The sequence below is a fragment of the Streptomyces sp. NPDC032091 genome (assembly GCF_055580265.1).
In genome coordinates, this window is sequence record NZ_JBVILR010000016.1 from 153,974 (window position 1) to 167,443 (window position 13,470).

The window sequence follows — 13,470 nt, forward strand, 5'->3', positions numbered from 1 at the left end:
TTCGGGCGGGTGTGCGACCGTGCTCGCAACGCCCGGAAGCGGAACCGGGCCGTAGCGAGGCCCGCGGCGCGGACCGGGGCCGGCCGAGGAGAGTGCGCATGAGCACAGCGGGCGGCGTCCACCGGCCCCGGGCGGGCACCGGGCACGGGGTCGTGGAGGGCCGTTGGGAGGCCGGCGGCACCGCTGTCTTCCGGGGCGTCCCGTACGCCGCCCCGCCCACCGGCGCGCTGCGCTTCGCCGCCCCGCGGCCCCCGGACGCCTGGAACGGGGTGCGCGACGCCGGGGCGTTCGGGCCGACCGCGCCCAAGGTGCCCTACCCGCCCGCCTTCGCCGCCCTGCTGTCCGATCCGGAGATCCCCGGCGAGGACTGCCTCACCCTCAACGTCTGGACCCCGGATCCGGCCCCGGGGGCCCGGCTGCCGGTGATGGTCTGGATCCACGGCGGAGCCCACACCCGGGGTTCGGCCGCCGTCCCCGTCTACGACGGCTCCGCCTTCGCCCGCGACGGGGTCGTGCTCGTCTCCCTCAACTTCCGTCTCGGGGTGCTCGGCTACGGGCTCTTCCCCGACGCCCCCGCCAACCGGGGCCTCCTCGACCAGATCGCCGCCCTGGAATGGGTCCGGGACAACATCGCCGCCTTCGGCGGGGACCCCGCCCGCGTCACCGTCTTCGGCGAGTCGGCCGGTGCCATCAGCATCGGCGCCCTGCTCGCGGCGCCCCGCGCCGCGGGCCTCTTCGCCCGGGCCGTCCTGCAGAGCGGGGCCCCCGAGGCGCTGCCGCGCGACCAGGTCCGCACCATGGTCCGGCGGATGGCCGCCCGGCTCCGGGTGCCCGCCACCGCCCGGGCCTTCGCCGAGGTGGACCTGCCCGCCCTGCTCCGCGCCCAGGAGGCCGCGATGCGCCGGTCCTCCCCGGTGCTCGGCGGCCCGGCCTTCGGGCTGGTCATCGATCCGGACACGCTCCCCGTCGACCCGCTGGAGGCCGCCGCGGCCTCGGACGTGCCGCTGCTGATGGGCTGGACCGCCCAGGAGCACCGGCTGTGGCTCGCGCCGACCGGCGGGTCGCGGCTGCTGGACCGGCTCGGCCCGGTGGCGGTGGCGTACGGCCGGCTGCGGGGCGGCAAGGACCGGGCCGCCGTACGGGCGCTGCGCGCCGTGCTGCCGGAGGTCTCCCCGGCCGACCTCGCCGGGCACCTGGTCACCGACCGGCTGCTGCGCGACCCCCTGCGCCGGATCGCCGGGGCCCGGCGGGCGGCCCCGAGCCACCTCTACGAGTTCCGCTGGCCCAGCGGCGTACCCGGTCTCGGCGCCTGCCACGCGCTGGAGCTGGGCTTCGTCTTCGACACCCTCGGCCGGCCGGAGTCCGCCTGGCTGGCCGGCCCGGACGCCCCGCAGGGCCTGGCCGACGAGATGCACGGGGCCTGGGTCGCCTTCGCCACCACCGGCGACCCCGGCTGGGCGGCCTGGAACGGCAACGGCCCGCCGAAGGTGTTCGACGGGCCGGAGCCGGAGGCAGTGCGTGCGGAGGCTGTTACTCCACTGGTCCTTCCATGACCTTGCTGATGAACTCGATGGGACCTTCACCCATGTTCGGCACATAGGTCTTGGCGTTGTGCTGGCCGCCCGGGATCACCCTGAGACTGGTGTGGATGGGTCCCTTGGTATAGGTGGCGACGAACTTCTGCACGTCCGGGAGCGTCTTCTTGTTGCTCTCGTTGTCGCCGACCTGGAAGGCCAGGTAGACGTCCGGGCCCTTCTTGTCGATGAGCTGCTTGGCGAGCAGCTCCGGGTTGTTCTCGGCCTTCTCCTTGTCGTGCCCCGCCCACAGGGGGGAGTCCGGGACGATGTCCGGTCCGGAGCAGATGGCGGCCTTGAACTTCTCGGGGTACTTCAGCACGGCCTTGAGGCTCGCGAAGCCGCCGGTGGAGGAGCCCATGTAGGCCCAGCCGTCACGCGACTTGATGGTGCGGAAGTTCTCCTTCATCAGGTTCGGGACGTCCTCGGTCAGCCAGGTGCCCATCTTGGGCTGGTCCGGGATGTCGGAACCGTCCCAGTAGATGGCCTTGGGCTCGTCCGGCTGCGGGTTGAGCACCGGCATGGCGAGGATGAAGGGCTTGCTCTTGCCCTCCTCGTACCACTTGCTGATGCTCGACTGGAGCTTGAGGTCCGTGCCCATCCAGTAGTTGACCGGGAAGCCGGCGCCGCCGGGGAGGGCGATCATGACCGGGAAGCCGCTCTTGGCGAACTTGGGGTCGTTGTACTCCTTCGGAGCCCAGACCCACACCTTGCCCTTGAAGCCGGACTTCTTGCCGTCCAGCTCGGTGACCGCGACCTTGGTGCCGTCCGAGAGGGTCGAGGCGTTCTTGAACTGGGCCGTCGGGTTCGTCGGCATCAGCGCCTTGGAGTTCGGCGCCTGCTTCCCCCCGCCCGCTTCGCCGCCCTGGGGCTTGCCGAAGGACACGGCCTCGCCCTTGTCGGTGAACGGCGGTATGTCGAAGTACGCCATCACCCCGGCGCCGATGCCCGCGAGGGCCAGTACCGTGACGCCCGCGAGGATCCACTTCTTCGCCTTGGACTTGCGGCGCGGCGGCTCCTCCTCGTAGGGAGGCTCGTACCGGTCGTACTGCTGCTGGTCGTAGCGCTGCTGCTCGTACTGCTGCTGCTCGAAGCGGGGCTGCTGCTGGGTCGGCGCCTCGTACCCGTACTGGTCCTGCCCGTACGGGGGGCGGCCGCCCTGGTGCGGCTGTCCCTGCTGCGGGCCGCCGTATCCGGGGCCCTGCGGCTGTCCGCCCTGCGGGGGCCGGCCGTAGGGCGGCTGCGGGCGGCCGCCGCCCTGGGGCGCATACTGCGGTCGGCCCTGCTGCTGGCCGTAGGGCGGGCGCGGCGGCGGGTTCTGACCTTCCGGCCTGTACGGCGGCTGGTACTGGCCGTCGGGTGAGTACGACATGTGCGGTGGCTCTCCGGCTGTTGCTGGCCCCGTCGCGGGGAGGACTGCTTCCGTTCGAATGATGAACGATAGTGCCTCGGGGTTCCCTATTTTTCCTTTTCTTGACGGTCCAGGGGGTAGGGCATTGCCCGGCCCCCGGAGGGCGCGCGGAGTTCCCCTGCTGTTACCCGACTGTCCCTGGCCCATGCACATGCCCCTGGGTATGGTGCCTCCGCGCCGCCGCCCCAGACCCCAGACCTTCCCCCATGTGCCCGGAGGTACATCCCGTGTTTGGCATGACCATTTCACGGCCTCGCCGCAAGACCGCCCTCACCACCGCCTTCGGCGTCACCGCCGCCGGCGCCGCCCTCTGGGCGGGCCTCGGGACCGCCCAGCCCGCGCACGCCGCGGGCCTGCCCGCCCCCGACCACACCGTCGTCGTGGTCTTCGAGAACCACGCCTACAACCAGGTCATCGGCAGCTCCAGCGCCCCCTACATCAACTCCCTGAAGGCCGGGGGTGCCAACCTCACCCAGTCGTTCGGCATCACCCACCCCAGCCAGCCCAACTACATGCAGCTCTTCTCGGGCTCCAACCAGGGCGTCACGGACGACAGCTGTTACACCCCCGGCTTCAGCTCCGCCCCCAACCTGGCCTCCGAGCTGATAGCCGCCGGCAAGAGCTGGGGCAGCTACAACGAGACCCTCCCCAGCCAGGGCTCCACCACCTGCTCCAGCGGCAAGTACGCCCGCAAGCACAACCCCTGGTTCGCCTTCTCCAACGTGCCCACCGGCACCGCGAAGACGATGACCCAGTTCCCGGCGGACTTCACCACCCTGCCCCAGGTGTCCTTCGTCGTGCCGAACCTGTGCAGTGACATGCACGACTGCTCCGTCGGCACCGGCGACACCTGGCTCAAGAACAACCTCAAGGCCTACGCGGACTGGGCGAAGACCCACAACAGCCTCCTCGTCGTCACCTTCGACGAGGACAACCGGCTCGCCGGCAACCAGATCCCGACCGTGCTCTACGGCCAGCCCGTCACCCCGGGCGCCACCTCGGCCACCACCTACAACCACTACGACATGCTGCGGACCCTGGAGGGCCTGGCCGGGCTGACCACCCACGCCGGGAACGCCGCCACCGCCAAGGACATCACGGGGATCTGGGCTTCCTGACCATGTACGTCGCGGACAGTCGCGGTACCCCCGCGCCCGCCGTGGCGCCCGAGACACCGGCCGCCGCCCCGGACCCCCGTCCGGGGCGGCGCGCCGCCCTCGCCCCCACGGTGCTCGCCCTGGGCACGGTCAGCCTGATCACCGACGTCTCCTCCGAGATGGTCACGGCCGTGCTCCCGCTCTACCTCGTCGCCGGACTCGGACTCACCCCGCTCGGCTTCGGCCTCCTCGACGGGGTCTACAACGGCGTCAGCGCCCTGGTCCGCCTCACCGGCGGCCACCTCGGCGACCGCCTCGGCCGCCACAAGGCGCTCGCCGGCATCGGCTACGGCCTCTCCGCCCTCTGCAAGCCGCTGCTGCTGCTCGCCCACACCCTGCCCGCCATCGGCGCCGTCCTCGCCCTCGACCGCACCGGCAAGGGACTGCGCACCGCCCCCCGCGACGCGCTGATCTCCCTGGCCGCCGCCCCCGAGGACCGCGGCCGGGCCTTCGGCGTGCACCGGGCCATGGACACCGCCGGCGCACTGATCGGGCCGCTCCTGGCTTTCCTGATCCTGCGCGGCGCGGCCGACGGCTACGACGCCGTCTTCACCGTCAGCGCCTGCGTGGCCGCGCTCGGCGTCCTGGTGCTGGTGCTCTTCGTACCGGGCCGCCGCACCGAGCCCGCCCCCGACGCGGCCCCGGTCTCCCTGCGGGGCTCCCTCGGCCTGCTGCGCCGACGGGACCTGCGCCGCACCGCCCTGTGCGCGCTGCTGCTCGGCCTGTGCACCGTCAGCGACGCCTTCGTCTTCCTGCTCCTGCAGAAGGCGACCGGGATAGCCGACCGCTGGTTCGCGCTGCTGCCGCTCGGCACCGCCGGAGCCTTCTTCCTGCTCGCGATGCCGCTCGGCCGCCTCGCCGACCGCGTCGGCCGCCGCCGCGTCTTCCTCGGCGGGCACGTCGCGCTGCTGCTCGCGTACGGACTGCTCCTGACCGGAGCGCAGCACCCCGCCCTGCCCTACGCGGTCCTCCTGCTGCACGGCGCCTTCTACGCGGCCACCGACGGCGTGCTCATGGCCGAGGCAGCCGGAGCCGTCCCCGAGGAGCACCGCGGCGGCGGCCTCGCCCTCGTCCAGACCGGCCAGGCGCTCGCCCGGTTCGCCGCCTCCCTCGGCTTCGGCGCCGCCTGGACCGTCTGGGGCGCCCGGCCCGCGCTCGCCGTGGCCGCCGTCCTGCTCGCCGTCGCCGTGGCCGGCTGCGCCCGGCTGAAGCCCGACGGCCCCTGAACCCGGCCGCCACCCGCACCACCGCATCCCCCCACGAGAAGGACCGAAGACCCCACATGACCCTCCAGCGCCGGATCCTGATCCTGGTCACCGCCGTCGTCCTGCTCGCCGCCGTCGGCGTGATCGCCGTGGTCCGCGCCGGGTCCCGGGCCGACGAGAAGGACCAGGCCCGGCCCGGCGGCCCGCAGATCACCCCCGGCGCGGTCTCCCTCGCCCCCGGCGACGGGGGCCGGCGGATGGTCTTCCGGAACATGGCCTGGGGCCCGCACCGCGACGAGCTCACCTCCGTGGCGGCGGCGGCTCCGGACGGCCCCCGCACCTCCTCCGGGGTGAAGTGCCTGCGCTTCCACGCGGCCGCCGGCACCGCGATCTGCCTCCGGTCCGACAAGGGCGGGGTCCAGGAGAGCTACCGGGCGGTCGTCCTCGACGCCGGCCTGAAGGAGGTCGCCTCCCGCCCCCTCGCCGGGATCCCCACCCGGGCCCGGGTCTCGCCGGGCGGGCACCTGGTGGCCTGGACGGTCTTCGTCGGCGGGGACTCGTACGCGGGCACGAACTTCTCCACCCGCACCTCCCTGCTCGACCTGCGCACCGGGAAGTACGACGCCTCCCTGGAGGACTTCACGGTCCTCATGGACGGCAGGACCTACCGGAGCGCCGACGTCAACTTCTGGGGGGTCACCTTCGCCGCCGACGAGAAGACCTTCTACGCGACCCTCGCCACCGGCGGCCGCACCCACCTGGTCCGCGGCGACCTCGGCGCGCGCACGGTGACCGTCCTGCGCGAGAACCTGGAGTGCCCCTCGCTCTCCCCGGACGGCACCCGGCTCGTCTTCAAGAAGCGGGTGCCCGGCCTGCCCGAGGACGCCCCCTGGCGGCTGTACGTCCTGGACCTGGCCTCGATGGACGAGACCCCGCTCGCCGAGGGGCGCAGCGTGGACGACCAGGTGGTGTGGACCGACGACCGGACCGTCGTCTACTCCCTGCCCGGGGACTTCGGCGCGGACCTGTACTCCGTGCCGGCCGACGGCAGCGGCGCCGCGACCCGGGTGACGGCCTCGGCCCTCGCCCCGGCCTTCCTCGGCTGAGCGGCCGGGGGAGGGGCGGGACGAGGGCCGGGAGTCCCGCGGCGCGGGGTGCGCCGCGGGACGGTGGATCCGGGCGGGCGGGTGCCCGCAGGACCGTTACGCCGGAATCAGCGTCTTGCGCCTGCGCCTGCGCGGCGCCGCCGCCGACATGCGCAGCTCGATGATCGAGCGGACCGTGGGCCACTCCTCGTCGAGGATCGAGTAGAAGGCCGTGCTGCGCACCGCCCCGTCCAGCCCCCGCGAATGGGCCCGGCGGACCCCCTCGCAGGTGAAGCCGAGACGTTCCATCGCGGCCCGCGAGCGCCCGTTGCGGGCGTCGGCGCGCAGCGAGATGCGGCGCACGCCCCAGGTCTCGAAGGCGTGGCGCAGCATGAGCAGCTTGGCCTCGGTGTTGATGCCGGTCCCCTGGGCGGCCGGGGACAGCCAGGTGTTCCCGATCTCGGCCGCGTCCGGGATGGCCGTCGCCGGATCCCCGAAGGGCACCCCCGGGACGGCGGGCCAGACGAGCGGGCCCTGCCAGTAGTCGAGTTCCAGGAACCGGGTCGACCCGACCACCCGCCCGTCAGAGGCTCTGACCACGGCGAACGCAAGGGATCGACCCGCTGCCTGATCGGCGAGGGCACGGTCGATGTACTCGTGGGACGCCTGCAACCCGTGCGGCACGGGAGTGAAGGCGTAAGTCGTACGATCCTCGGCCCCGGCCGCGGCCAGGGCCTCGGTGTGGTGGGGGGCGAGGGGCTCAAGCCGCACGGAGCGGCCGGCGAGGAGTACGGGTACGGGCACGGAGCCTTCGGTCCTTCTGGGCGGTGGGGTGGTTGCACAGTCTGCGTTTCTGACGTCACCCCCCGCGCAAAACGCGGGTGAAAGGCAACGGGCTGTCAGGTGAACGCGAGTGGCTCAATGTAGCCCCTCAGGGTCCTCTCATGAACCCCCTATTTGGCAATGGCGCAAAGTGTGTTTTCGATGACTTTGGTCCGACGCCCGAGGAGCCCTTGATCCCGGTCCCCGGACACCCGTCCAGCCGCTCGGAGCGAGCCTCCCCGACGGTGGCGCCGACCGTGGCCGACGCCCAGGACACCCCCTCTGACCTGCGAGGATGCGAGGAGGATCCGGCGGCGGAGGAAAAGCCCCCGCCGGCGGCCCCGCCCGGCGCTCCGGCCGGGCCCCTCCGGGCCCCGGGTCTCGAACAGCCGGTCGTCGGGGGAGCGCCCGCGGACGGGCGGACCGGGGGTGGCTCAGGGCAGGGGGGCGGACCCCGCCGGAAGACCGCCGGGCGGCTTCTCGCGGAGGGAACGGGTCCGTGTGCCGGAGGAGTCATTGACACGATGCTGGCGTCCCGCCGGGCCACCGGCCAGCCGGAGGCAGCCGCCCGGGTCAGCGCCACGCCGTGCGGCGCCGGCCCGGGCGTCCTCGAAGTGGCCCATGTGACAGACCGCCCACCGGCCCACCCCGGCGGGCCGTTTCGGTGATCCAATGGACCGGTGACGATACGGTTCCTGCCCGCGCCCGGAGCGCCCCGCCGCCTGGCCGCTGCCCAGCTGAGCAACTCCGTCGGCGACGGCGCCTACTACGTGTGCTCCGCGCTCTACTTCACCCGCGTGGTGGGCCTCTCGCCCGCCCAGATCGGCCTCGGCCTGACCCTCGCCTGGGCGGTCGGCTCGGTCGCCGGAGTGCCGCTGGGCGCCCTCGCCGACCGGCGCGGCCCCCGCGGCACCTCCGTGCTGCTGGCGCTGGCCACCGCCGCGTCGGTGGCCTCCTTCCTGTTCATCCGGTCCTTCCCGGCCTTCCTGTGCGCCGTGGTCCTCTACGCCGTCTCCCAGTGCGGGCTCGCCGCCGCCCGCCAGGCCCTCCTCGCCGGGCTGGTGACCCCGCAGGAGCGCACGGGCGTACTGGCCCATCTCCAGTCGACCCTCAACGCCGGGCTGGCGCTGGGCGCGGCCCTCGGCGGCCTCGCCCTCGGCGCCGGCACCGAGCGGGCCTACCTCGTGGTGTTCGCCCTGGACGCGGTGAGCTTCCTGGTCTGCGCCGCCGTCCTGCGCGGGCTGCCCCCGGTCGAGCCCGCCCCCGGCCGCGCGGCGGGGGAGCCGCGGCTGGCGGTGCTGCGCGACCGCCCGTACGCCCTGGTCACGCTGCTCAACGCGGTCCTGCTGCTGCGGATGCCGCTGCTGAGCCTGGCCATCCCGCTGTGGATCGCCGAGCGCACCCAGGCCCCGGGCTGGCTGGTGTCGGCGCTGTTCGTGCTCAACACCCTCGCCGTGATGCTGTTCCAGGTGCGCCTGGCCCGGCCCGTCACCGACCTGGACAGCGCCGGGCGGGCCCTGCGGCTCTCCGGTGTGGTCATGGCCCTGTCCTGCGCGGTGTTCGCCGTCTCGGCCCTGCCGTCCTCGGGGTGGGCGGCGGCCGCTCTGCTGGTGGCCGGCGCCGCGCTCCAGGCCGACGCCGAGATGCGGCAGTCGGCCGGCTCCTGGCAGATCGGCTTCTCGCTGGCCCCCGCCGAGCGGATCGGCCAGTACCAGGGGTTCTTCGGCACCGGGGTCCCCGTCGCCCGCACCCTGGGCCCGCTGCTGCTGACCGCGCTGCTCCTGCTGTGGGGGATCCCCGGCTGGCTGCTGCTCGGCGGGCTGCTGCTGGCCGCCTCGTTCGCCATGGGCCCGGCCGCCCGGTGGGCCGAGGCCAAGGCCCGGGGCGAGGGCGGCCGGGCGCCCGCCGACGCGGCCTCGCCCGGGCTCTCCTGACCCCTCCCGGGGGCCGGGGCCCGCACAGGCCCCTGCGATCATGCGGGGATGGACTTCGAGGACGTACTGGCCGGGCTGGCCGCCGTCGGCCCCTTCTTCACCGTCCCGTACGGGCAGGAGCCGCCCGGACCGGGCTTCCGGCCGCTGACGGAGCTCTACGGGGAGCACCTCGGCCCCTACGTCGCCGAGGTGGGCCGGCGGATCGGCACCGGTCCGGACCGGGTGGCGGCCTCGACCGCGCAGTTCGGGATCGTCTCGCGGCTCTGGTCGCTGGGCCTCGGCTGCGCCGCCCTGGGGGGTCGGGTGCCGGACCTGGCCCCCGACCGGGTGTGGTGGCACCTGCCCGAAGCCGGCTCGCTCCGGCTGTGGCTGCCCGCCCCGGCCTCCGTCCTGCCCGCGGAGGCGCTCGGGGAGACCGTGCTGGGGAACCTGGCGGTGCTGGACTCCGCGCTGCGGCGGGGGTACGGGGTCTCGGAGCGGGTGCTGCGCGGCAACGCCGCCTCCGGGCTCGTCGGGTCCCTGCGCGTCCTGCTCGACCGGGTGCCGGGGGAGAGGGCCGTCGAGCTGGCCGCGGGCCTGCTGGCCGAGGGCGGGGCCCTGGCGGGCACGGGGGAGTTCGTCCACGAGGAGGGCCTCGGGGTGGCCTTCGTACGGCGCAGCTGCTGCCTCTACTACAAGGTGCCCGGCGGCGGCCTGTGCGGGGACTGCGTCCTGCGGACCCGGTGACGCGAACGGGGGCCGCCGGGAAGAGGTCTCTCCCCGACGGCCCCCGCCTCCGGTCCCGACTAGAAGGTCAGGTTCCAGGAGTCGATCTTGCCGGTGTCGCCGCCGGCGTTGTCGTTCACCCGCAGCTTCCAGGTGCCGTTGGCGACCTCGGAGGAGGCGTCGACGGTGTAGGTCTGGTTGATGTTGTCCGTGCTGCCGCCGGCCCGGTTGTGGACCGTGTACACCGTGCCGTCGGGGGCGACCAGGTCGACCTTCAGGTCACCGATGTAGGTGTGGACGATGTTCACGCCGACCTTGAGGGTGGCCGGGGCGTTGCCCGTCACACCGCTGACGGTGATCGGGCTCTCCACCGTGCTGTTGTCGTTGATCGCGAAGTCCGCGGTGTTCTCGAAGTACTTGCCCGCGGGCGGGGTGGCGCCGACCGCCTTCAGGGCGTCGACCTGGCCCTCGCCGAAGAAGGAGTTGTTGGCCGTCGTACCGGTGCAGCGGCCGTCCGCCGGGCAGGCGATGTCGTTGGCCTGGGTGGCCAGCTTGTCGCGGATCTGCGCCGGGGTGATGCCCGGGTTGGCGCTCGCGATCAGCGCGGCGACGCCCACCACGTGCGGGGTGGCCATCGAGGTGCCGCTCTTGGTGCCGTACTTGCCGCCGGGCAGGGTGGAGTAGACGTCCTGGCCGGGGGCCGCGACGTCGATGACGCCCTGGCCGAAGTTGGAGAACGAGGCCTTGGTGGTGCCGGTGCCGTTCGCCGCGACCGTCACCACGCCCGGGAGCTCGGTCGGGATGTCCAGGCAGGCGTTGGTGATGGTGCGGGTGACCGGCGTCGAGTCGTTGGGGCTCGCCGTGTCGGTGCTCTTGTGGGCGAGGTCGTAGTTCTCGTTGCCCGCCGCGGCGACCTGGAGCGAGCCCTTGCCCTCGGCGTACTCCTGGGCGCGCTTGACGCCCTCGATGATGGCGGCCTGGTCGATGTTGTCGGGGCAGTTGAACTGCCACGGGTCGGTGTAGTAGCTGTTGTTGGTGACCTTGAAGCCGTGGTCACCGGCCCACACGAACCCGCAGATGGTGTTCTCGGCGAAGAAGAACGAGTTGCCCGGCTCCGCGACGCGGACGGCGGAGATCTTCACGCCCGGGGCCACGCCGACGACGCCCTTGCCGTTCTTGGCGGCGGCGATGGTGCCCGCGACGTGGGTGCCGTGCGTGTCGACGTCACGCCAGGCGCCGGTGCGGGTGTCGGGCTTGCCATAGGCGCAGGAGACCGAGTCCGCCGCGTTGAAGTTCGGCGCCAGGTCCTGGTGCTGGTCGTCCACACCGGTGTCCAGGATGCCGACCTTGACCGACGCGGAACCGGGGTTGACGGCCCAGGCCTGGTCGGCCTTGATCTGCGTCATGTCGGCCCGCGCCGGCTCGCCCGCCGGGGTGCTGGCCTGCGCCGGGTTGGCGGGCAGCGCCGGGTTGTAGGCGTCGGCGGGCACGTCCGAGGTACGGGTCGCGCCGACCTGCTGGACTCCGCTGACGCCGCGCATCGTGGCGGCGAAGGAGGCCGAGGAGGAGTGGGCGACGACGACGCCGATCTGGTCGAAGTACGAGAAGACCGTGCCGCCGTTGGCGGTGACGGCCGAACGCACCGCCGAGCTGTCGCCCGGGGCGGTGATCACGAGGTAGGCACGGGTGCCGGCAACCCAGGTCGCACTCTGGGAAGAAGCCGGGGCCGAGGCCTTGGGGGCCTTGGGGGCCACCGCGACGGCGGAGCCCGAGGGGCCGACGGGAGCGGTGCCGGCGAGTGCGGCGGGAGCTCCGAAGGTGAGGGCGGCGCCGAGGGCGGCAGCCACCACCAGGGCACGTCGAGGTCGACTGGATATGTGGGGTATCAAAACGTCCTCCGATGACCCGGAAGGTGCTGGTGGCACCTACCGGGCCGTACGAAACGAGTGGTGGACGCAAGATGTCAGACGCGCGGCCCCGTAGGGAAGTACCTTTTGCAGCGCTCGACTTGAGACGCGCTGGCCGAAACCCGACGGTGGCGGGCCGGTGTGGGCGTTCCACGCCCCTTCGCCGGACTTGCGCGGCTCCGGCGGTTGTGCCGGAACCTGTCCGGATCCGGCCCGGCGCCCCGAGGAGGAGGGGCGCCGGGCCGGTGCCGGCCGGGCTGGGCACCGTGGGGGCGAGCCCTGCCCGGCCGGTTCGCGGGGTGCGCCGGTCAGACCGGCACACCGTCCTTGGGGCCCGCGGAGGGCCCGGGGAGCGGAGCGGCGGGGGCCGGGGCGTGGCCGTCGTCCACGAGCACGGACTCGTCGAAGGGGAGCCGTCCCGCGAGGACTTCGGCGGCGCGCTCGTGGTCGAACTCCTTGGTCCACGTCCCGATGAGGACCGTCGCGACCGCGTTCCCCGCGAAGTTCGTCAGCGCCCGCGCCTCGCTCATGAAGCGGTCGATGCCCACGATCAGGCCGACGCCGTCGACCAGTTCCGGCCGGTGCGACTGGAGCCCGCCGGCCAGGGTGGCCAGTCCGGCCCCGGTGACCCCGGCCGCGCCCTTCGAGGCCACGATCATGAACAGCAGCAGCGAGATCTGCTCGCCCAGGGCCAGCGGTTTGCCCATGGCCTCCGCCACGAAGAGCGAGGACATCGTCAGGTAGATGGCCGTGCCGTCGAGGTTGAAGGAGTAGCCCGTCGGCACCGTGATGCCGGTGACCGGCCGGGAGACGCCCAGGTGTTCCATCTTCGCGATCAGCCGCGGCAGCGCCGACTCCGAGGAGGAGGTGGACAGGATCAGCAGGAACTCGCGCCCCAGGTAGCGCAGCAGCGCGAAGACGCTCACGCCCGAGCACAGGCGCAGCAGCGTGCCCAGCACCACGACGACGAAGATCAGGCAGGTGGTGTAGAAGCCGATCATGATCACGGCCAGGGACTTCAGCGCGTCGATCCCGGTCGCCCCGACCACCGCGGCGATCGCCCCGAACGCGCCCACCGGCGCCGCCCACATGATCATCGCCAGTACCCGGAACACCAGCTTCTGCACGTGCCCGATCCCGCGCAGCACCGGCTCGCCCGCCGGCCCCATCGCCTGGAGCGCGAACCCGCACAGCAGCGCCACCAGCAGCGTCTGGAGCACCTGCCCGCCGGTGAACGCCGACACCAGCGTGGTCGGGATGATCCCCAGCAGGAACTCCGGCGTGCTCTGTGCCCCGCCCGCCTTGGCCTGGGCCTCGCCCGCGTGCCGGGCGGCCTCCGTCAGGTGGAGCCCGCTGCCGGGCTCCAGCAGGTTTCCGACGACGAGCCCGATGGCCAGGGCCACCGTGGACATGACCATGAAGTAGCCGAGGGCCAGGCCGCCCACGGCGCCCACCTTGGCGGCCTTGCGGACCGAGCCGATCCCCAGCACGATCGTGCAGAAGATCACGGGCGAGATCATCATCTTGATGAGGTTGACGAAGCCGGTGCCCAGCGGCTTCAGCTCGACCGCGGTACCGGGCGCGGCGAAGCCGACGGCGATGCCGAGCAGCACCGCGGCGATCACCGCGATGTAGAGGTAATGGGTTCGGTCGCGTCTGGCGGCCACGTC

At 73.2% G+C, this 13,470-nt stretch carries 10 protein-coding genes; 6 read left to right on the plus strand and 4 right to left on the minus strand.

All coding sequences use genetic code 11. From position 1 onward, the window contains the following. Positions 1-98: 98 nt before the first annotated feature. Positions 99-1,553, plus strand: coding sequence for a carboxylesterase/lipase family protein (locus tag ACZ5NJ_RS24865; protein WP_468767396.1), 1,455 nt, complete (start codon positions 99-101; stop codon positions 1,551-1,553). Here ACZ5NJ_RS24865 and ACZ5NJ_RS24870 read toward each other — a convergent pair. Next, a complete protein-coding gene (locus ACZ5NJ_RS24870) occupies positions 1,531-2,946 on the minus strand; it encodes an alpha/beta hydrolase (protein ID WP_468767397.1) in 1,416 nt (471 codons plus the stop codon). The genes ACZ5NJ_RS24865 and ACZ5NJ_RS24870 overlap by 23 nt on opposite strands. Positions 2,947-3,221: 275 nt before the next feature. Here ACZ5NJ_RS24870 and ACZ5NJ_RS24875 point away from each other — a divergent pair, with 275 nt between their 5' ends. Genes ACZ5NJ_RS24875 through ACZ5NJ_RS24885 form a run of 3 tightly spaced genes read left to right on the plus strand, consistent with a single transcriptional unit; the run spans position 3,222 to position 6,453 of the window. Beyond that, positions 3,222-4,103 carry an alkaline phosphatase family protein gene (locus ACZ5NJ_RS24875; protein ID WP_468767398.1) on the plus strand — a complete coding sequence of 294 codons (882 nt, stop codon included), beginning with the start codon at positions 3,222-3,224 and terminating at the stop codon, positions 4,101-4,103. A gap of 2 nt (positions 4,104-4,105) precedes the next feature. Then, on the plus strand, positions 4,106-5,368 hold the full coding sequence (locus tag ACZ5NJ_RS24880) for an MFS transporter (protein ID WP_468767399.1): 1,263 nt from the start codon (positions 4,106-4,108) through the stop codon (positions 5,366-5,368). A 56-nt stretch (positions 5,369-5,424) separates the two neighbouring features. Further along, positions 5,425-6,453, plus strand: coding sequence for a TolB family protein (locus ACZ5NJ_RS24885; RefSeq protein WP_468767400.1), 1,029 nt, complete (start codon positions 5,425-5,427; stop codon positions 6,451-6,453). A gap of 96 nt (positions 6,454-6,549) precedes the next feature. On the opposite strand, the gene ACZ5NJ_RS24890 is transcribed toward ACZ5NJ_RS24885, so the two are convergent. After that, the gene (locus ACZ5NJ_RS24890) at positions 6,550-7,236 is read right to left on the minus strand and encodes a GNAT family N-acetyltransferase (protein WP_468767401.1); all 687 of its coding nucleotides are present in this window, start codon (positions 7,234-7,236) and stop codon (positions 6,550-6,552) included. A 698-nt stretch (positions 7,237-7,934) separates the two neighbouring features. On the opposite strand from ACZ5NJ_RS24890, the gene ACZ5NJ_RS24895 reads away from it, so the two are divergent. After that, positions 7,935-9,188 (plus strand): MFS transporter, encoded by a 1,254-nt coding sequence (locus ACZ5NJ_RS24895; protein WP_468767402.1) that lies wholly within the window; start codon positions 7,935-7,937, stop codon positions 9,186-9,188. Between the two features lie 48 nt (positions 9,189-9,236). After that, positions 9,237-9,914 (plus strand): (2Fe-2S)-binding protein, encoded by a 678-nt coding sequence (locus ACZ5NJ_RS24900; RefSeq protein ID WP_468767403.1) that lies wholly within the window; start codon positions 9,237-9,239, stop codon positions 9,912-9,914. A gap of 59 nt (positions 9,915-9,973) precedes the next feature. On the opposite strand, the gene ACZ5NJ_RS24905 is transcribed toward ACZ5NJ_RS24900, so the two are convergent. Together ACZ5NJ_RS24905 and ACZ5NJ_RS24910 are read right to left on the minus strand one after the other, a co-directional pair. Beyond that, entirely contained in the window at positions 9,974-11,743 is a 1,770-nt protein-coding gene (locus ACZ5NJ_RS24905) for a S8 family peptidase (RefSeq protein WP_468767404.1), read from the minus strand. Positions 11,744-12,108: 365 nt separating this feature from the next. Further along, positions 12,109-13,467, minus strand: a complete 1,359-nt coding sequence (locus tag ACZ5NJ_RS24910) for a cation:dicarboxylate symporter family transporter (RefSeq protein WP_468767405.1) — start codon at positions 13,465-13,467, stop codon at positions 12,109-12,111. Between the last annotated feature and the right edge of the window lie 3 nt (positions 13,468-13,470).

Bases quoted from the DNA above. Each gene is read 5' to 3' on its own strand.
- ACZ5NJ_RS24875 (WP_468767398.1), top strand. From the start codon at position 3,222: ATGACCATTTCACGGCCTCGCCGCAAGACCGCCCTCACCACCGCCTTC.
- ACZ5NJ_RS24865 (WP_468767396.1), top strand. From the start codon at position 99: ATGAGCACAGCGGGCGGCGTCCACCGGCCCCGGGCGGGCACCGGGCAC.
- ACZ5NJ_RS24885 (WP_468767400.1), top strand. From the start codon at position 5,425: ATGACCCTCCAGCGCCGGATCCTGATCCTGGTCACCGCCGTCGTCCTG.
- ACZ5NJ_RS24880 (WP_468767399.1), top strand. From the start codon at position 4,106: ATGTACGTCGCGGACAGTCGCGGTACCCCCGCGCCCGCCGTGGCGCCC.
- ACZ5NJ_RS24900 (WP_468767403.1), top strand. From the start codon at position 9,237: ATGGACTTCGAGGACGTACTGGCCGGGCTGGCCGCCGTCGGCCCCTTC.
- ACZ5NJ_RS24870 (WP_468767397.1), bottom strand. From the start codon at position 2,946: ATGTCGTACTCACCCGACGGCCAGTACCAGCCGCCGTACAGGCCGGAA.